This is a genomic window from Cytobacillus sp. S13-E01 (genome assembly GCF_029193815.1).
In the GTDB taxonomy this organism is placed as follows: domain Bacteria; phylum Bacillota; class Bacilli; order Bacillales; family Bacillaceae_L; genus Bacillus_BV.
The window spans coordinates 136,656-157,064 of record NZ_JARFVC010000004.1; the positions used below are offsets into that span (position 1 = coordinate 136,656).

20 protein-coding genes are annotated in these 20,409 nt (G+C 37.5%); 18 read left to right on the forward strand and 2 right to left on the reverse strand.

Annotation, left to right across the window (positions count from 1 at the left end):
* Positions 1-322 precede the first annotated feature (322 nt).
* Entirely contained in the window at positions 323-1,378 is a 1,056-nt protein-coding gene (locus PY093_RS04940) for a glycosyltransferase family 4 protein (protein WP_275644764.1), read from the forward strand.
* Positions 1,379-1,490: 112 nt separating this feature from the next.
* On the opposite strand, the gene PY093_RS04945 is transcribed toward PY093_RS04940, so the two are convergent.
* Together PY093_RS04945 and PY093_RS04950 are read right to left on the reverse strand one after the other, a co-directional pair.
* The gene (locus PY093_RS04945; protein WP_275644765.1) at positions 1,491-2,501 is read right to left on the reverse strand and encodes an LCP family protein; all 1,011 of its coding nucleotides are present in this window, start codon (positions 2,499-2,501) and stop codon (positions 1,491-1,493) included.
* Positions 2,502-2,648: 147 nt separating this feature from the next.
* Positions 2,649-3,284, reverse strand: a complete 636-nt coding sequence (locus PY093_RS04950; protein WP_275644766.1) for a YigZ family protein — start codon at positions 3,282-3,284, stop codon at positions 2,649-2,651.
* 179 nt (positions 3,285-3,463) lie between these two features.
* On the opposite strand from PY093_RS04950, the gene PY093_RS04955 reads away from it, so the two are divergent.
* The 17 genes from PY093_RS04955 to flgK all read left to right on the forward strand — a co-directional run bounded on the left by PY093_RS04955 (position 3,464) and on the right by flgK (position 20,403).
* Positions 3,464-4,606, forward strand: coding sequence for a sensor histidine kinase (locus PY093_RS04955; RefSeq protein ID WP_275644767.1), 1,143 nt, complete (start codon positions 3,464-3,466; stop codon positions 4,604-4,606).
* Positions 4,607-4,685: 79 nt separating this feature from the next.
* Positions 4,686-5,369, forward strand: coding sequence for a response regulator (locus PY093_RS04960; protein WP_275644768.1), 684 nt, complete (start codon positions 4,686-4,688; stop codon positions 5,367-5,369).
* A 334-nt stretch (positions 5,370-5,703) separates the two neighbouring features.
* Positions 5,704-6,249, forward strand: a complete 546-nt coding sequence (locus tag PY093_RS04965) for a transposase (RefSeq protein ID WP_275644769.1) — start codon at positions 5,704-5,706, stop codon at positions 6,247-6,249.
* A 207-nt stretch (positions 6,250-6,456) separates the two neighbouring features.
* Entirely contained in the window at positions 6,457-6,675 is a 219-nt protein-coding gene (locus tag PY093_RS04970) for a hypothetical protein (RefSeq protein ID WP_275644770.1), read from the forward strand.
* 585 nt (positions 6,676-7,260) lie between these two features.
* A complete protein-coding gene (locus PY093_RS04975; RefSeq protein WP_275644771.1) occupies positions 7,261-9,810 on the forward strand; it encodes a ligand-gated ion channel in 2,550 nt (849 codons plus the stop codon).
* On the forward strand, positions 9,807-10,106 hold the full coding sequence (locus tag PY093_RS04980; RefSeq protein WP_481769273.1) for an EscU/YscU/HrcU family type III secretion system export apparatus switch protein: 300 nt from the start codon (positions 9,807-9,809) through the stop codon (positions 10,104-10,106). The genes PY093_RS04975 and PY093_RS04980 overlap by 4 nt, the downstream gene beginning before the upstream one ends.
* A 57-nt stretch (positions 10,107-10,163) precedes the next feature.
* Positions 10,164-10,589, forward strand: coding sequence for a flagellar export chaperone FliS (fliS, locus tag PY093_RS04985; RefSeq protein WP_275644772.1), 426 nt, complete (start codon positions 10,164-10,166; stop codon positions 10,587-10,589).
* Between the two features lie 13 nt (positions 10,590-10,602).
* A complete protein-coding gene (locus PY093_RS04990; RefSeq protein WP_275644773.1) occupies positions 10,603-13,011 on the forward strand; it encodes a flagellin N-terminal helical domain-containing protein in 2,409 nt (802 codons plus the stop codon).
* A gap of 87 nt (positions 13,012-13,098) precedes the next feature.
* Positions 13,099-13,536 carry a YaaR family protein gene (locus tag PY093_RS04995; RefSeq protein WP_275644815.1) on the forward strand — a complete coding sequence of 146 codons (438 nt, stop codon included), beginning with the start codon at positions 13,099-13,101 and terminating at the stop codon, positions 13,534-13,536.
* A gap of 140 nt (positions 13,537-13,676) precedes the next feature.
* The gene (locus PY093_RS05000) at positions 13,677-14,519 is read left to right on the forward strand and encodes a DegV family protein (RefSeq protein ID WP_275644774.1); all 843 of its coding nucleotides are present in this window, start codon (positions 13,677-13,679) and stop codon (positions 14,517-14,519) included.
* Positions 14,520-14,586: 67 nt separating this feature from the next.
* Entirely contained in the window at positions 14,587-16,080 is a 1,494-nt protein-coding gene (locus PY093_RS05005) for an ATP-dependent helicase ComFA (RefSeq protein WP_275644775.1), read from the forward strand.
* Positions 16,081-16,156: 76 nt separating this feature from the next.
* Entirely contained in the window at positions 16,157-16,441 is a 285-nt protein-coding gene (locus tag PY093_RS05010) for a late competence development ComFB family protein (protein ID WP_275644776.1), read from the forward strand.
* 11 nt (positions 16,442-16,452) lie between these two features.
* The gene (locus PY093_RS05015; RefSeq protein ID WP_275644777.1) at positions 16,453-17,166 is read left to right on the forward strand and encodes a ComF family protein; all 714 of its coding nucleotides are present in this window, start codon (positions 16,453-16,455) and stop codon (positions 17,164-17,166) included.
* Between the two features lie 85 nt (positions 17,167-17,251).
* Positions 17,252-17,662 carry a TIGR03826 family flagellar region protein gene (locus PY093_RS05020; RefSeq protein WP_275644778.1) on the forward strand — a complete coding sequence of 137 codons (411 nt, stop codon included), beginning with the start codon at positions 17,252-17,254 and terminating at the stop codon, positions 17,660-17,662.
* A gap of 105 nt (positions 17,663-17,767) precedes the next feature.
* Complete coding sequence (flgM, locus tag PY093_RS05025) at positions 17,768-18,031, forward strand: flagellar biosynthesis anti-sigma factor FlgM (protein WP_275644779.1); 264 nt, start codon at positions 17,768-17,770, stop codon at positions 18,029-18,031.
* 45 nt (positions 18,032-18,076) lie between these two features.
* Positions 18,077-18,553, forward strand: coding sequence for a flagellar protein FlgN (locus tag PY093_RS05030; RefSeq protein WP_275644816.1), 477 nt, complete (start codon positions 18,077-18,079; stop codon positions 18,551-18,553).
* A gap of 20 nt (positions 18,554-18,573) precedes the next feature.
* Positions 18,574-20,403, forward strand: a complete 1,830-nt coding sequence (gene flgK / locus PY093_RS05035; protein WP_275644780.1) for a flagellar hook-associated protein FlgK — start codon at positions 18,574-18,576, stop codon at positions 20,401-20,403.
* Positions 20,404-20,409: the final 6 nt, after the last annotated feature.

Consider the following 20,409-nt stretch of genomic DNA (forward strand, 5'->3'; position numbering starts at 1 on the left):
TGTGGCTACTTTTAACGAAATGACAATATTTAGTATGATTGTCTCTATGAAACTTTTAGAATATATATTACGTCTATAATAAAAGGGTATTTAAGTAAGGGCTTTTTAGGAAGGGAGGTTAGTTGAGTTTATTACTAATATACCATTTAACTAGTTACATTATAGTATTTTAAAAAATAATTGTTTCTGAGTTTATATAGATATGCTATAATGCACTGTGGAATCATTCATTAATATTCTTTCCAAAGTTTACTGAAATTTATTCAAATTTATTGAAGATAATTGATCACAAATGGTTATGATAATATTAAGGAGGGTCTACATGCTTTATTTGACCTTGTTGATTTGTTTTATTACATCGATATTAGTGACTCCTCTCGTTAAAAAGTTGGCAATTAAAATTGGTGCTACAGATAAACCAAATCAACGTAAAGTACATCAAAAAGTAATGCCACGTCTCGGGGGTTTAGCGATATACATCAGCTTTGTAGTTGGTTTATTAGTCACCCGTCCAAACGATTCTGATGCACTTCCAATTATTATTGGAAGCTTGATAATAATTATAACTGGTATTTTAGATGACATGTTTGAACTGTCAGCTAAAATAAAACTAGGTGGCCAGCTTTTAGCTGCATTTGTAGTAGTTCTAGGTGGAGTACAAGTTGAGTTCATTAATTTACCATTTGGTGGACAACTCGAATTTGGATATTTTAGTATACCTCTAACGATCTTATGGATTGTGGGAATTACAAATGCCATTAACCTGATTGATGGATTAGATGGATTGGCAGCTGGAGTATCTTCAATAGCGCTTATTACCATTTCTGGTATGGCTATCTTAAAAGGTGATGTCTTTGTTGTTACAATGGGACTTATCCTTTTAGGCAGTACCGTAGGGTTTTTAGCCTATAATTTCCACCCAGCAAAAATATTCATGGGTGATACGGGAGCATTGTTTTTAGGATACATGATAGCTGTTCTTTCCCTTTTAGGATTTAAAAATATAACAGTTATCTCATTAATTGTTCCTGTGATCATTCTTGGAGTACCTATTTCCGATACGTTCTTTGCTATTATACGCCGTATCGTAAATAAACAACCATTATCTGCACCAGACAAATCTCATTTACATCACTGTTTGTTGAATTTAGGTTATAGTCACCGTCAAACGGTATTAATGATTTATGGAATGAGTGCCATATTTGGTTTAGCAGCAATCATATTCACACTAACAACAATGTGGGGATCGCTCCTTGTTATAACAATATTATTGTTAGCAGTAGAATTAATTGTAGAGAAGATTGGGTTGGTTGATAAAAATTATCGTCCAATATTAAAAATGTTTAGCCCAAGAAGATATGTAAATGTAAAAAAATAATGATATAAACCAGACAGAACTGTTATCTGTCTGGTTTTTTTGTCCCTCAAAAAAAAGCAAGTCGCACATCAAATGATGAACGACTTGCTTTTAAAGTTAGTTGTTATCTTTTTTAAGGATTATCCGTAGCGTAGGTATTACTATCATCGCTTACACTTTGAGAATTTAAAGATAAATGATTTTTAAAGGTTTGTTTTATTTCCTCTAATGAAGCTTCATCGATTTTGTAGTAGTACACCCGGTTCATATAGTCGTCTTCACCTTTTAAATCCATGGATTGTATATTAAGGCTAGTTCCGGACACGTAACCCAAAAATGATTTCATTTCATCAAATGACAGGTTTGTCTTCATGTTATCACCTAGTGCATCAATAACATCACCATATTTTCCAATCGAGCCAACCGTTGTGCCTTTTTTTACAATCGCTTTAAGAATTTCTTGTTGACGCTTGCCTCGTTCTAAATCACTATCATATTTTCTTGTGCGTGCAAGAGCAAGTGCTTGCTCACCTGTTAACTCTTGTTGGCCTTTAGGGATAAAAATGGCATTGTTCCTATCTTCGGCATCTTTTTCAGATATATTAAATGGTACATCATACTCTATCCCACCTAAAGCATCAACAACATCAATAAAAGCGTAAAAGTTCATTTTTACATAATAGTCAACATCGATTTCAAAAAGATTTTCTACTGTCTCTAGAGTACCCTTTACACCGTCATATGCATGAGCATGAGTGATTTTGTCATAGGTATCGCGAAGTGGCTGATAAACATATGAATCACGAGGTATGCTAGTCATCTTTATTGATTTATCTTTTTCATTAAATGTAGCTAAAACAAGTGCATCTGTACGGGCAGATTCATTATAATTTCGCGAACTGCTGTCGTCTACCCCCATAAATAAAATAGAGATATTCTCATTTTTGGGGTTAGGCTTTATTTTTTCAGGCCTAATCTCCTCATAGGATTCCTCAACTTTTGACTCTGCTTTTTCCAGTAGCAATGTTGCATATGTTGCCCCACTTATTAAAATGATTAAAAAGGGTAGCAATATCCAAGTCATGATTCTTCTCCGACTTTTCTTTTTTCGTTGTACTTTATGATAGCGTCTATTGTTAGACATTGAATTTCTCCTTTATAAGAAAAGTTTTTAGACAAGTTTCTTCAAAAATCTACATCAAACTCCATTTTACCACGTTATTAAAATTCGTAAATGGAAATTTTTAAAGGAATGTATAATTTTTCAACTTGAGTGGAATACTAGTAATTTTTACTCCACATCTTCTTCTAAATATGTGACAATTCCCTCAGAAATATTACCTTTCCCGTTTGTTAATTCTGTCATCCAGTTGATGAGGTTTTGTTTTTGACCTTCCTCCACATAGGTTTCAACTTCTACATCTTCAAGATAGTTGATGTCTTTTAATTGATAGGTAGATGAGCGCAGTTCATTTTCGACTTTACCTAGCCATGTATAGTCAATTTTTGTGTGGATTACTCGCATTAATTTTCTTTCAACGATACCTGTTTTATTAAGTCCTTCTGAAGTTGATTTTCCATATGCACGAATTAATCCACCTGCACCTAATTTTATTCCACCAAAGTAGCGAGTTATGACTACAACCGTGTCTTTTAACTGCTTTTTTTTCAAAACCTCAAGAATTGGCACACCAGCGGTCCCACTCGGTTCTCCGTCATCATTTGCTTTTTGAATCTGATCACTTTCACCAATCAAATAGGCAGAGCAATTATGTGTAGCATTCGAATTAAGTTTCTTGATCTCCTGGATGAAGGCTTGAGCTTCTTCCTCGGTTGTTGCGCGATTAACGTATGCAATAAATCGTGATTTTTGTATAACAATTTCATGTTCCCCATAGCCTTTTACTGTATAATAGTGAGTAAGCATGATGGGTACACCTCCTATATAGTACGAGTTTGCTACCCTTTTATAAATGCAAAAATTGTCGTATTGTTTTATTATAGAACGACAAATTTTTTACATCAATTATTAAGTAACTTTATAGAATAATCTTAATTGACAAGTGAACGCTTTTTCCTAAAAAAGTCAGAGTGGAGGTGGGGTACTTGTCCACCAAAAAAATCGATAGCCAGATGTTAGACAAGATATTAGAGAAAATGGTAACAACCGTTGATCATAGTAAAGGTGAAATTTTTAAAATTGGCGAAGAAACTCGGAAACAATATACCAGTTTAACGGAAGAATTGAAGGATATTAAAGAAAAGGTTCTGAATGTTATTAATGAAGGGGACAAGCTCGAAGTATATGCAAGATTCGCTAGAAATCGTTTATCTGAGGTTAGTGGTGACTTTAATAAGTTTTCTGAAATTGAAATTCGTGATGCCTATGAAAAAGCACATAAATTACAGATGGATTTAACAATTATTAGGGAAAAAGAAAAGCAGCTCCGTGAACGACGAGATGAACTTGAACGAAGATTACTGGGCCTACAGGAAACAATTCAACGTGCTGAACATCTTGTCGGGCAAATTAGTGTTGTGTTAAATTACCTTACAAGTGATATGCGCCAGGTCGGTGAAATGCTTGAGGATGCGAAACAAAAACAAGATTTTGGCTTTCGAATTATTGAGGCTCAAGAAGAAGAACGACGCCGTCTCTCACGTGAAATCCATGACGGCCCAGCACAAATGCTTGCAAATGTGATGATGAGATCGCAATTGATCGACCGTGTATTTCGCGAAAAGGGTAATGAAGATGGGTTTAAGGAAATTAGAGACCTTCGGAAAATGGTTCATTCTGCCTTATACGAGGTCCGAAGAATCATTTATGACTTAAGACCAATGGCTTTAGATGATCTAGGTTTAATTCCGACCCTCAAAAAATACCTATCAACAATCGAAGAATATAATGGTGAAACTAAAATTTCATTTGCTAATATAGGACCCGAAAAAAGGCTCCCAACTAAATTTGAAGTTGCTTTATTTCGCTTAGTTCAAGAGGCTGTAAGCAATTCACTTAAGCATTCAGGCGCAAGCCACATCCAAGTTAAATTAGAAATAGGAAGGGGCCACGTTACTGTTGTCATTAAGGACAATGGTAAGGGGTTTGATCCTTCTGTTAAACCGCAACAATCCTTTGGAATCATTGGCATGAAAGAACGGGTTGAATTGCTAGAAGGAGAAATCACTATAGATTCAAAAAAAGGTGCAGGAGCTATAGTTATGATACAAGTCCCATTAAATCAGTAAAAATTGGAATTAAAACAATACAAAAGACTTATTGACGAGTTTTCTGGCAGTTGTCAGAATGAAAAGGGGAGGCGTAAGCATGAAGACTAGCATTGTAATTATTGATGATCACCAATTATTCCGTGAAGGAGTAAAACGTATTCTAGATTTTGAATCTAGCTTTGAGGTAGTTGCTGAAGGTGACGACGGTGATGAAGCGGTAGAACTAGTTCAAGCAAACAATCCAGATGTTGTTATCATGGACATTAATATGCCAAATATTAATGGAGTTGAAGCAACAAGACAGTTGATTGAAGCAAATCCAAAGACAAAAGTAATTATCTTATCCATACATGATGATGAAAGCTACGTAACTCATGCACTAAAATCAGGTGCAAATGGTTACCTATTAAAAGAAATGGATGCAGATTCACTAGTAGAAGCAGTCAAAGTTGTAGCTGATGGAGGTTCTTATTTACATCCAAAAGTTACGCACAACCTAGTTAAAGAATTCCGTAGACTATCAGCGGACGGACAAGCAAATGCTGGTGGCTACCAACAACTCGAAATTCGCCGACCATTACATATCCTAACACGTCGTGAATGTGAAGTGCTGCAACTCCTCGCAGACGGAAAGAGCAACAGAGGAATCGGTGACGCACTGTACATTAGTGAAAAAACAGTTAAAAACCATGTAAGTAACATCCTTCAAAAAATGAACGTAAACGACCGTACCCAAGCCGTCGTTGTCGCAATTAAAAATGGCTGGGTCGAAGTAAAATAACAAACGCACAAATAAAAAACGAAAGCCCTCGGGTATTTCGTTTTTTATTTAGTTTGCAGATGAGCGAATTCGACACCTTCGAATCCGACATGTTAATTCGAATTCGACATGTTCATAGAAGGTGTCGAAAAGGTAAGGATTCGACATGTTCATAGAAGGTGTCGAAAAGGTAAGGATTCGACATGTTCATAGAAGGTGTCGAATTTATGCTTGACATGTTGTGGCAATTCGCTACTATTACATTAGACACCTAGTTTTTCTTTCCGCTCATTCCCCTTCAGATTCTCTTGTTCATTAATAATAAAATTGCATAAGAAAGGATTAGGAACCAATTATGTCAAGGAATTCAAGAATACTAAAACAAGAACTCTATTACCATGTAGTATCTAAAGGAGTAAGGCAAGAGGTTCTTTTTCGAAAACAAGAGGACTATTCCACGTTTCTCTATATAATTGATCAGTTGTACAAGGAAGTCCCCTATAAAATACCTTCATTTTGTTTGATGAACAATCACTATCACTTAATTCTTCAGACAAGCTCTCTACCCATTTCCAATTTTATGTATCTTTTGAATAGAAGATACGCCACTTATTTTAATAATAAATACTGCTTTAGTGGACATGTCTTTGAAAAAAGCTATTTTTCTAGCCCCATCTATTCAAGAGAAGGTTTATTAACAGTTAGTAAATATATTCACTTAAATCCCCTCAAAGCCAAAATAGTTAAAAAACCCGAGCATTACCCCTGGAGTAGTTACTCGTTTTACAAGAACCATACAATAATTCCCCCAATTTATATTAACCTCAATGAGGTTTTGCAGAATTACGATGGAAGTTTGTTAGAAAAAAAGAAAGCATACACTATTTTCGTTGAAGAATAGCATTACTATTGTTTCGACACGTTCGTGGAAGGTGTCGAATCGAAGGTGTCGAGTCGAAACCAATAGTCATGGGGAAAACGTCATAAATATGTCTGGAATATGGCAATTTGTGTCACTATTTGTCGAGTGAAAACCGGTGGTAATGACATTTTTTTGAAGTGAATTGTGTTATTCTGTAAGAGATTAGTTTAGAAGGGGAGAGAATAGATGAGAGAAGGCATTATTTCTACAAACATTAATATAAAAGACGTATATAAACAAACACAGCTTTCATTACAGCAATTTGAATTAGATTATGGACAGCAACTAGCCCCATTCCAACAGAAAATGTATATGATAGGATATGGATTGGGTCTTCTAGAAAGAGAGTCCTCAGCTGAAGATAAAGAAGCACTAAAAGTGTTTATTCTTAATGATCGTTGCTAAAAGTACTGTCGCACCTGGGACGGTGCTTTTTTTTGTGTCGAACCTTTCAATCCGAGGCACACTCGTTTCGACACCTTCCACGAAGATGTCGAGGTACACCCGTGTCGACACCTTCCACGAAGATGTCGAGGTACACCCGTTTCGACACCTTCCACGAAGATGTCGAGGCACACCCGTGTCGACACCTTCCACGAAGATGTCGAGGCACACCCGTGTCGACACCTTCCACGAAGATGTCGAGGCACACCCGTGTCGACACCTTCCACGAAGATGTCGAGGCACTCTCGTGTCGACACCTTCCACGAAGATGTCGAGGCCCTCCCGTGTCGACACCTTCCACGAAGATGTCGAGGCACACTCGTGTCGACACCTTCCACGAAGATGTCGAGGCACACCCGTGTCGACACCTTCCACGAAGGTGTCGAATCATTCGAAGATGTCGAATCACTCCATTCCTCGGCATCTCGACGAATGGTTTTCTTCGTTTGAGCGCATACCTAATATTTCCTACTTAAAATGAATTAAAATCCTATGGTTTTTGCCGATAAGTATAGTAAGTGATAAACAGAGCGGAGTGTGGGTGCCTTGCAAATTAGTAAGCAGAATATGTCGAATCAGGTTGCAACTGCAACAGACTTGCAAACTTCTTTAAAAAGTGAAGCGGTGTATAAAGCGACAATTGTTGAGCGAAAAGCAAATAAGGAAGCGGTAGTCAATATAAGGGGTAAGAATACATCAGTCGTTTTTAATGGGGAAATGCCGAAAACTGACGAGATTACAGTAGAGGTTCTAGGTAAAAGAGGAGATATACATGAAGTACGGGTAATTACCCAAGATCAAAAGCATAAGGCTACTCGGGCCCAACAGGACATTAAGAGTGTTCTCCAAAAGCTAGGGGCTGGACCAGAACCAAGTGCTACGCTAAAGCAAGCAGCCCAGTTATTGCTAGATAAAGGACTTCCTCTAACGAAAGAGAGTATCCAATCAGTCAATAACTTCCTCGAAAAAGAAACAGGAACAATTGAGCAAAAGCTAATTACGATTCAAGCTGTTGCTACTAAGGGGCTTGAAATGACGCAGGCACATCTTAGAGCGGTCCATGCTACTCTTTATGGAACATCAATTAGTGACGTTGTAATGAACATTGCGAAAGAGATTGACCCTACGTTTGAACCCAAAAGAAGTGAACCTAAACAAGGTCTGAGCACTGGGAATATAATTTCAACCACTAGTAATCAATCGTCTCAAGCTTTAGAAAAATTAGTAAGAGAAGCACGCACAATTATCATAAATGAATCTTCAATCCCCAAGGCAATTGAAAAAATAACGAAACTATTCGAAAATAACCCAGATATTGATTCGAAATTGGTAAAAGAGATTTTACGAATGGCTAATCAATCACTGCAGTTAGTTGGTGTTGGTAAGCAACGGTTAGAAGCTGCAATAGCTATACTTGAACAGGAAATAGGAAAGGTTGAACCACTGCCGTTAAAGCAAAACCTTAATGACATGCTAAAATCATCGCTTACACAGCTTAAGTCTGATGCTAGTATTCAAAACGTCATCGCAGGACTTCGTCAAAATGTACTAAACCAACTTGGAAATGGTACCGATTTTGCAGGAGTGTTACAAGATCCAGTCAAACTTGAAAAAATTGCCAAAGAACGGCTTTTATCAACACTTAATGAAATGGGGAACACCACTAAAACAAATCAACTTGAAATCATCAACCAAACAATAAAGCAGGTTCAAAAAGAACCAAGTTTAGATAAGGTCCTAGAATATGTACGTACTCAAAATGCATTGCTCGGAAATAGTCTACTTGAAAAGGCTCTAACAAACGCAGTTGGATTTCAGAACAAAGGCAGAGAGTTAGCCGCACGACAAGAACTTATTGCAACATTAACTAACCTGCAGAATGAGTTTGCTACTAAGGTTAATCAACCCACTGAAGACACTTATACAATAAGTGACGATATTTTTGCGGGATTCCAAGCGCAAGCTAAAAACATTATCGTTACAACGGTAACACAGAAAATGTCACAAATGACGATCGATTTTAAAGAGATGAAAAGAGATATTTCTAGAAACCTTGATAATGTCCAGCGTTTAATTGAGCAGTTAAGGAATAACGCACAACCACAGGCGAAACAAATTTTGGAGTCAACAATAAAGAAGCTTGATCATGCGATTTTGAAAAGTGATCTGATGCTTTTCACGGATATGTCGACAGAGAAAAAATTAATGCAAGCGAGCTCGCAGCTAGCTGAAGCGAAAAAGCTGTTAGGTAAAGGAGATTACTCTGAAGCTTCAAAAATCGTCAAACAGGTTAATCATTTGATAGAAAAAGTGAACTTTACTCCTTCTGATGTTAAAGTAAAACACTTCGTGTCTGAGGAGAGCTTAAGGCTAGAGAATCAGCCCGCGACAAAACAAGTTCTCAATCAGGTGGAAAAAATGGTGCAACCGTTAACTGAGCCATCAGCAAGAGGGGCATTTGAGCTAATTAGAAGTCTTGGTTTAAACCATGACAGTGAATTGGGACAAACTTTGGCGTCCCGTCATTCGGAAAACGCCGAACAGCAAAATCTTAAGTCTGCCCTACTTAAGCTACTCCAGAGTGATGGTGAAGGACAAACCAGATTGACCCAACAAGCCGACCAAGCCTTGCAAAATCTAACGGGTCAACAGCTATTAAGTAAGGCTGATCCCACGAGTTTGCAAACGATGTTGATTAATTTGCCATATCTATTGAAAGATCAGGTTGAAAATATAAAAATACATGTAAACTCTACAAACACTAACCAAACAGTGGATTGGGAAAACTGTAGTATTTTCTTTTTACTAGAAACGAAAAAGCTCGGAGAAGTAGGAATTCAGTTGACGGCAAATGATAGGAATCTATCTATTACATTCAAAAATGATAAAGAGAATTTTAAAGAGAACATGGAACCCCTAACGAATGTTACAAAAGATAATTTAAGTGAGATTGGCTACAATGTCGGAGGATTTATTTTTAAAAAAATGACTATAGACAAAGTGAAGCAAACCTTAAATCAAAATGAACAAGTTAATCCTACACAACCTAAGAAAACAGCTACATTTACTGAGAAGGGGTATGATTTTACAATATGATGGTCAATAAGTTTTACAATCAAAAAAATCGACGTACAGTCAATGGTCCATCTGCTGCGGTTATTAAATATAACGAAGAATCTGGTATAGCTCCAACAGTTGTTGCACATGGTTCTGGGAGTGTCGCAAATAAAATTATAGAGTTAGCCAAACAAAATAACATCCATATGCAAGAAGACCCAATGCTCGTTCAAAATTTACTAGATATGGATTTAGGAGAAAACATTCCTCCACAGCTATATAGTGTAATTGCTGAAATATTACTGTTATTAGAAGAAATAGAGAAAAAGTATTAAGAAAAGTAGAACATAGGCCGATACTATAAATAGCAAAACTTACTGGAGGTGCACAAATTGCAATTTTTAAGCGAGGAAATGATCTATCAGAAAACATCTCAAGAACTAACAGCTTTATTGTATGAAGCCTGTTTAGATAATCTTGAAAGTGCAATCTCGCATATCAACCAGAAGCAATTTATGGAAGCTAATAAAAAATTACAAAATGCAAATGATATCCTGCAGCGATTAGGTGTGGGATTAAAATATGAAGCTGGAATAGTAGCTGATCAACTAGATGCTTTATACAATTATATGGCAGATCGAGTGATAGAAGCGAATGTTACTAAAAACGTGGAGACTATAAACGAAGTGATCAGCGTACTAACAACTATTACAAGTTCTTGGAATGAAGCCCTTAAGAAAAAAGAGCATGCGGCAAAGCTTGGATTGCGCAAAAAAGCAGCTGCTTATGAACAACATGTGATGATTAGTCCAGAATGAGGAGAGAGAAACTATGCGTATAAATAATAATATACAAGCCCTTAATGCTTATCGTAATCTAGCGACCAATCAATTAAATACTTCAAAAAGCTTAGAAAAACTATCTTCAGGATTGCGTATTAATCGTGCTGCAGATGATGCTGCTGGATTAGCCATTTCTGAAAAAATGAGATCGCAAATCCGTGGATTAGGTACTGCCGAGCGCAATGCTTTAGATGCTATTTCCTTAATCCAAACAGCGGAAGGGGCAATGGACGAAGTACATAGCATTCTACAGCGTATGCGCGAATTAGCCGTACAAGGTGCAAATGATACGAACACTGACCAAGACCGTGAACAGATTCAAAAAGAAATCAACCAATTAACATCCGAGGTCAATCGTATCGGGAACTCAACTGAATACAACACAAAGAAGCTATTAAATGAATCCGTTTCTAGTCAGGCTAGAACAATGGTTGTGGATGAAGAAGTGGCATTTGCTAACGGTGGAACGACTATTGAAGCAGCTAGCATTCTATTAGAGCAGAAAAGTTCATTAGGAGCGGGTAATTACAGTGTTAAAATTGAGGATACGGCAACTAAAAAGCTAGGTAGTTTGGGTGATGCTGCAGGTGGAGTAAGCGGTGTTGCGGTGGGCTCGGAATCTAGTTTGGATGTAGGTTCAACTTATGGAGTGAAAACTGAGGAAGAAACGATTGATGTGATTTCGAACAATCCAGCGGCTTCTACTATGGTAGATGGAATTTCTATTATGCCGGATTCTATTTATAATGAGGGTGATTCTGTAAACCTAAAGGTCGAAAGGTTAAATAGAATTGCTAACTATACAGATACTGGGACTGGTCTTGTTGGTGTGACATTCCCAGGTCAAAACCCTGAATTAGATCCATCGAATTCTTTTGAAGTAGCTGTTAATAGTGTTCCAACTACAGTTGATAAGGGCACACTAGCTGATGATTATATAAAAAATTTACAAATAGATTCTAGAGAATTTACAAAAAGTGGTTCTGGATTTGAGTTAAGATTCGAAGAGGTGCCTACTGAATCTGGTGTTTACAGCGTTTCTCTTTTTGATGATGAAGGTAATGCATTATCAGATCCAGTAGTTCTAGACCAAGGAGCTCAAGATTATAGATTCTTTAAAGATGGAGAAACTATTGGAGTCTCCTTTGACACGGTTTCTAATATTAATTCTGCTCTTGATGTAGATCTAGATCCTGCCGATACAGTTAAAAAGCACACATTCGATATTAATAAAGAAGTAGTTGTAATGAAAGATGGATCTGAAGTATTCAAAACGGTTTTAACAGAGAGTGATGAACCTGGTACAATCTCACAAAGCGTAAATGGATTAACTTATGCAATTGAACACAATGGTTTTGGTAGTCTAAATATAAACAATGCGGCCTCTTTTGGAATTAGCAGTGATTTAACATATTCAACTGATGGTGTTAGAAGAACGTTTACCCCAGGTGATACTATCACATTAGACGGAGGAATATTAGTAAATACTTCTAGTAACTTAAGTGACTATGAAACTGGGACTTCAGAAGTAGCTATTGAAGTCGGATCGGCTACATCTTACACAGCGAAACTTGTTGATTCGGATGGAAGTCAAGTAGATGGTTCGCCTACGATTGTTGTTGGTAACAACGGAGCTTACAACTTCGGCGGAACCTACGGTGTTTCTTTCACAACAGATACATTAGTTAACGGAACACGTACTTTTACAATCGGTGAAGAGATTAAGGTAAATGCTACGTTAGAAAAAGATGGCGAGCCTTTAGAGACGCTTGAAAACATTTCTGCAAACTCTAGCTTGCAATTTAACAATGGTGAATTATCAATGAACATCGCTTCTCTAGCAAATGGTACAGCAAGTTTTGGGATTACTGGTGGAACGGTTGATAAGTCATTAAAATTCCAAGTTGGTGCGAACCAAAATCAAACCATTAGCTTAGGTATTGATGATATCAGAGCGAATATGTTGAATATTTCAAGTGATACAGCTGAAGACTCTAAGACGTTCAAAAACAGTCTTGATGAAGAACTTACTGCGTTTTACACAAAAATCGCTGGTGTGAATAATGGTAATTCCACAGTGAATAACGAATTTGCTCTAGATGTTACAACACATGAAAAAGCAGCAGCAGCGGTTGGAGTATTTGATTATGCGATATCACGAATTTCTTCACAGCGTTCAAACCTTGGAGCGATTCAAAACCGTCTTGAACATACCGTTAGCAACTTAAAGCAAACTGCTGAAAACTTAACAGCATCTGAATCTCGTATTCGTGATGTTGATATGGCGCTAGAAATGACAACTTTCACAAAAAATAACATTTTAAACCAGGCAGCACAGTCAATGCTGGCTCAAGCTAACCAATTGCCACAAGGTATACTACAACTTTTAAACCAATAAGAGAAAGTGAGGTTTGGTCTTAGAAGACCTTACCTCTTTTTTTAAACGGTGAAAAAAGATAAAATGGATATTGGGAGTGAGGACAGAATGGAAGTTCAAAAAATCACCAATGCAAATTTGAATAAAATAAAAGCGAGAGACGAGGTAGCGAAAGAGTCTGTTTCGTTTTCTGAAGTGATGTCCAAAGGTCGCAAACAGCAAAACTACGAACGTCTTACAGGGATGATGAAGGAGATTGAAGGCCAAGGGAAGCAATTAGCAGAATCACGTACGATCGATAACTTGCGTAAATATAAAAAGCTTGTCAAAGATTTTATGGAAGAAGCAGTTAGCAATGGCTTGCAGCTTGAAGAACAACGTGGCTTCAATCGTAGAGGGCGCACCAAAGTCTACAAAATCATTAAAGAAGTGGATTCAAAACTGATTGAACTAACAAATGCCGTCCTTGATAAAGAAAAAAAGGGCTTAGACGCATTAAGTCTAGTTGGCGAAATTCACGGACTGCTCATTAACATTTATACATGAGGCACGGAGGCGTAGGAAACCCTGCCAAGACGTCGATTTCTCTTATCCAAACAAAATAATGCTTTTTCAATTTATTTCAGATAAAATGGAAAGTATGAATAATAATAGTGAAAAACCTATTATAAGGAAGGGTACGATATATGAAAACGGCGATTGTCACTGATAGTACAGCGTACATCCCAAAGGAAATACGTGAAAAATATAATATCCATATGATCCCTTTAAGTGTTATTTTTGGAACGGAGACATATCAAGAAGAGGTTGATATCACGGCTGAGGAATTTTTTGAAGAAGTACGAGTTAAAAATCAATTGCCCACAACATCACAACCACCTACTGGGGGTTTTGTTAACCTTTATGAAAAATTAGGTCAAGAATATGATGCGATCATCAGTGTTCATCTTTCAAGTGGGATCAGCGGGACCTATCAAGGTGCGGTAACTGCAGGTGAAATGGTAGAAAACGTTAAGGTCTATCCGTTTGATTCGGAAATAAGCTGTATGGTACAGGGCTTTTATGCGCTTGAAGCGGCCGAGATGGCGCTTGAGGAAAGATTAGCTGAGGATATCGTAGCACGATTAGCAGAAATGAAAACGTCGATGAGAGCCTATTTTATGGTAGATGATTTAACGAATCTGCAACGTGGTGGACGGCTGAGTGGTGCGCAAGCATTTATAGGAGGTTTGCTTCAAGTAAAACCAATCCTTCACTTTGAAAATAAAGTTATTGTGCCGTTTGAAAAAATACGGACACGAAAAAAAGCGGTAAAACGAATGATAGAGTTATTTAGTGAAGTGGCAAGCTTAAATGAACCAATGCGAGCAGTCATTATTCACGCAAATCGCCCAGACGAGGCTGGTGAATTAAAGACTGAATTGGAACAACATTATCCCAATGTGGAATTTATGATTAGCTATTTCGGTCCGGTTGTCGGAACCCATCTTGGTGAAGGTGCAATGGGACTTGGCTGGTATAAAAGATAAATCTTTTTAAAAAATGGACGCTGTGCCCAATTGACATAGCGTCTTAACTATATGAAGGAGGCGTATGATGCGCTTTATAGCTGACGATGGTATGATCACCCCTGAACCCCTTGTTTTACACAATCAGAATTTACTCCCGATAAGTATTATCCCTCAAATAAAAACTCCACCAATGAACCCTACATTCAACTTCTTTCAGGATATCCAAACACTACTTCAAGGTAAACAACTTCTCATAGATGACATTCCCTTTTCAATCGCACAGATTCATGAACATTACCAACATGGATATATCACGTACAGAAAAGGCGTTACTCGTGTAAACAAATCTCTACTATGCACGAGATGCAACAACTCTGACCAATCTTTATTTGCAGCATATTCTTGTGCAAGATGCCATTCCCATTGTAGTTATTGCCGCAAATGTATTACGATGGGACGTGTTAGTGAATGTACACCACTGCTCACTTGGTCCGGACCTTCAACCATAGTTACCACACCTAATAAAATACTCTCGTGGAATGGAACTCTTTCACAAGCTCAACAAGCTGCTTCTGATAAAGTGGTCGAGGCGATAAATAGAAATAATGACCTCCTAGTATGGGCAGTGTGCGGGGCAGGGAAAACCGAGGTATTATTTCACGGGATTGAGGCAGCGATTATATCTAAAAAAAAGGTATGTCTTGCAACACCTAGAACCGATGTTGTGATTGAATTAGCCCCTCGAATAAAGGAATCATTCCCAAATAGTGATGTAATTGCTTTATATGGAGGTAGTGAAGATCGATTAAAGACATCACACCTAACCCTTGCAACAACCCATCAGCTTCTCCGTTACTACAAAGCGTTTGATGTCATCATTATTGATGAAGTTGACGCATTCCCCTATTCAGTAGAACCAATGCTTCAACATGCAGTCGACCAAGCGAAAAGGGATATCTCTTCAACTATTTATCTGACCGCAACACCGAATAAAAGCTGGCAGAATGAAATTAAAACAGGGAAACGCACAACCATTACAATCCCAGCCAGGTACCATCGAAATCCCTTGCCAGTACCAACCTTTAAATGGTGTGGAAATTGGCGCAAGCTACTCACGAAAACCAGACTACCAAAGAGTATAATAAGCTGGACAAAGTCACATCTTGCATGTAAAAAACAAGCGTTTCTTTTCGTCCCTAAAATAGAATTGTTAGCTCAGATTGTCTTTCTTTTAAAAAAGTTAGACTCAAGAATTGAAGGGGTTCATGCCAGCGACCCTGATCGGAAACAAAAAGTAGAACGCTTTAGAACAGGTGAAATACCTATCCTTGTTACGACAACGATTTTAGAAAGAGGTGTTACCGTTCCAAATATTGACGTAGCGGTGTTAGGTGCGGAGGATCAAATCTTTACTGAAAGCGCACTTGTGCAAATCTCTGGAAGGGTCGGTAGAAACGCAAAGTATCCGAATGGTGAAATACTTTTCTATCATTATGGAAAAACGAAAGCGATGCTCGCTGCTAAAAACCAAATTGAGGATATGAATATAGAAGCCAATAACAAAGGTTTATTAAATTAATACTTTGCATATTTGTATTTCCACTTATTAGGCTTTGTGGCATAATATAAACATCTGTGTATTAGGAGAGATCGAGATGTTTGTTAAAAATGCAATGGAGCCATTAGTTGCTGAAGTGATTAATGATAATTGGCAATCTATAAAAATGTCATGTAAATGTGAACAATGCAGAAATGATGTGTTCGCGATTACATTAAATTTGTTGCCGTCCCGTTATGTATCGAAGAAGAATGGAAGTGCTTACGTAAAAGCGCAATATTTTGACAAGCAAATGCAAGCAAATATCTTAGTGAAATTAGCAGAAGCAACAAAGCGAGTGTCCGATCAACCACAGTGCGAAAACTATCTATTAAATAAATAAGGTGGTAACCTATGTCGAATTGCCTTATCTGCAACAATCCACTCATCACTACAACCTCATGGGGAAAGCTATTTACATTAGCTGAACCATCGCTAATGTGTGATGAATGTTCTAGTAAGTTTGAAAAAGTAGAGGGTGACAGATGTGCCATATGTGATCGATCTTTTGACAATATAGCTACCGAGTACCGTCATAATGACCTTTGTTATGATTGTGTTCGTTGGCAGCAAGATCCCCGTTGGAAGGATACGATCTGTAAAAATCGCTCCGTCTACATTTACAATGCGTATCTAAAAGATATTATCTCGCTCTACAAATTTCGTGGAGACCATATAATCTCACAACTTTTTAAACAAGAATTCCAAAGAGTCTTTAAAAAGCACTTCGATAAATCCTACATCATTATCCCAATCCCACTTAGTGCTGAACGTTTATATGAACGTGGTTTTAACCAAGCAAAGGTACTGGCAGAATTATTACAACTTCCGATTATGGAGGTCCTCGCTCGAACTCATCTTGAAAAACAATCCAAAAAATCGCGAACGGAAAGAATGAACACTGAAAATGTGTTTTCGATAACAGGTTCCAGTGACATTCCTTCCCGTAAAATTTTAATCATAGATGATATCTATACAACTGGATCAACTCTTAGACATGCCGCAGAAATTTTACTGCATGCCGGTGCGGAGTCTGTATCATCCTTGACACTTGCAAGAGGAGAATGAAAAACACAGCAACTTCCGCTTTAACTTCCGCTTAAATTGCCGATATAATATATATAAGTGTGATGACCTGAGAGGGGTAACAGCAATGGCAGAATTATTAAATTGTCCTAATTGTGGCAGTATCTTTGTAAAAACAAATCTTCGCGACGTATGTGAAGCGTGTTATAAGGAAGAGGAAAAAGCATTTGAGACAGTGTATCAATTTATCCGTAAAAGAGAAAACCGAACTGCAACGATGCTACAGGTTGTGGACGCAACCGAAGTAGAGGAAGAACTTATTATTAAGTTCATTAAAACAGGCCGATTAAAACTAACTCAATTCCCTAATCTTGGATACCCTTGTGCGAAATGTGGGAAACTTATTCGTGAAGCTAGATTGTGCAGTGATTGTTCAGTTGAATTACAATCACAAATAAAAGAGCATGAAAATGAAGAGGATAGAAAACGTGAAATTAAAGAACGGGAAAAAGGAACATATTATACCCATGGTAAGTAAATTGGAAATTAGATTACTTTCAAAAAAAGCTATAAACATTTTTAGTAACTTTGTCGATATTAGTAGTAGATAATATTGTAACGGTTAAGGAAGTGAGGGTTATTTATGAAAATAAATAATATTGGTTTAACTGGTATTAATCCATATAAAAAACAAATCAATAAGCTAGATTCGATCCAAAAAGAATCTCTAAAAATGGATAAAGTAGAGATATCAACGGCTGCAAAACAGCTACAGGAGGTTTCGCCTGTTACAATTGAACGTCAAGGAAAAGTTGAAGCACTGAAGCAGCAAATAGAGGGCGGAATGTATCAAATAGATGCCAAGGCTATTGCTAAAGGTGTATTTAATTACTATTCTAAAAACTAGTCAGTCACAAGATTTGGGGAGGCGAGGACCATTTCTGCACAGAACATACTTAGCATTTTAACTAAATTAGTAAAACTTCACGGCAGTTTATATGAACTTGCACTTTCCAAAACAGATATTATCAAAAAAGGTGATCTTCAAGGACTTGAAGAGATGATGAAAAGTGAACAAAAACATATACTTGCCATTAAACAAATAGATGAAGAAAGAAAAGCTGCGGTAGCGACTTTGGTGGCTGGACAAAGTAGAACCGCCTATTCAGTTACATTATCGGACTGTTTACCATTTTTTCAAAAAGAAGAACAGGATGAATTACTAGCTGTTCAGAATCAGTTAATTAACCAGATCAAGCAATTAAAAGAAGTCAATGAATTAAATCAACAATTGATTGAGCAATCGCTCCAATTTGTGAATCTGTCTATTGATATGATTTTACCTGAACCACAAGAAATTACCTATAATAAGCGGACTCAATATGATGAGCCAGCAACAAGTAGATCAATATTCAATTCGAAAGCTTAATGAAATGAGGGAGAAACAAGATGCGCTCTACATTTATGGGATTAGAGACTGCACGCCGCGGGATGCTGGCACAACAGGCCGCTCTCCAGACGATTGGACATAATATCTCCAATGCAAATACACCCGGGTATACTCGTCAACGTGTAAACTTTGTGCAGTCAGAGCCCTATCCAGCACCGAGTATGAATCGCCCTCAAATTCCTGGGCAAATTGGAACTGGTGTTGAGGCTGGTACATTTCAACGGATTCGGGAAGGTTTTCTAGATGTACAATTCCGGGGGGAAAACAATAAACAAGGGTATTGGGAATCTAGATCTGAATCGTTAGCCAAGATGGAAGAAATCATGAATGAACCATCTGAGTCTGGATTATCTAAGACGATGGACCGATTTTGGCAGTCACTTCAGGACCTCGCTGTAAACCCATCGAATTCAGGTGCAAGGTCTGTTGTCCGCCAACGTGGAATTGCAGTAACCGAAACATTTAGCTATCTCTCAAACTCATTAACTTCCATTCAAAATGCAATAAAAAGTGAGATTAGCATAACTGAAAAAGAAATAAATTCGGTTGTAAGTCAAATAAACAAGGTTAACGAACAAATAGGTAGTGTTGAACCACATGGTTATATGCCTAATGATTTATATGATGAGCGTGACCGACTCCTAGATCAGCTTTCAGGTCTAGTCAATATTAAAGTTTTTCCTGTATCTAGTAAGGGAAATTCTCTATCTGTTGCAGAGGGTAAAATGACAGTAGAACTTATTGATAATAGCGGGAAAGCGATTGGGACATTAGTAAATGGGGAAACAAATACATTTTTTGAAATGACAGCTAAATATAATGAAAATGGATTAGTGGAAAGCCTTACGTTAGCGGGAGAGCCAGAAACAATCATGGATATAACTGACTTCCCACCAAACTCTGGAAAACTACTAGGATTAATAGAATCATATGGATACACGTACGCCGATGCTGAAGGGAATATGGTTAGTGAAGGGTTATATCCCAAAATGCTGCAAGACCTAGATGAAATGGCATTTGAATTTGCGAACGAATTTAATCGTATTCACAGTTCGGGGTGGAATATTACGAGTATAAATGCTGGTAGTCATTCACCGATTAATTTCTTTGATAACACTGCAAAAGCCGGGGCTGCTTCATCCATTAAAGTAAGCCAGGATATTATCAATTCATTAGATAATATCGCTGCAGCGGGTGATAACAATGGTCTAGTAGTTTCAGGTACATTTAATGGAACAATCGAGGGTGTTAGTAATTCATACGATAAAATTAAAGTCGAAATTAGCTATAATGAAGCCTCAAAGAGCTTTGACTATACAATCAATACCGAGCCGAATACAGTTGGATCAGCTATCGATAAGGTTGAGTTAGCAGCAACACTACAGTCCACACTTGGAGGGATAGATACTGTTACAGCTAACTTTCCCAATACACTAAAACAAGGCGATAAATGGACATTCGAATTAGAAAAAGGCAAAAGTTTTAGCGGGGCACTTGGAGATGGCCGTAATGCCCTTGCATTAGCAGATTCGAAAAGTAACACACTTATACTCGGTAACAACTCCACTAACTTTCAAAATTTCTATGAAAGTGTCATTGGTGAAATGGCAGTACAAGCACAGGAAGCTAGCCGACTTACTACTAATAGTGTAGTGCTCCGCCAGTCAGTAGAAGAACGCCGCCAGTCTGTTAGTGGTGTTTCACTGGATGAAGAAATGACAAATATGATTAAGTTCCAACAAGCTTACAATGCATCCGCACGTAATATAACGATAATCGATGAAATGCTAGATAAAATCATAAACGGTATGGGTACTGGTGGAAGGTAGGTGTAA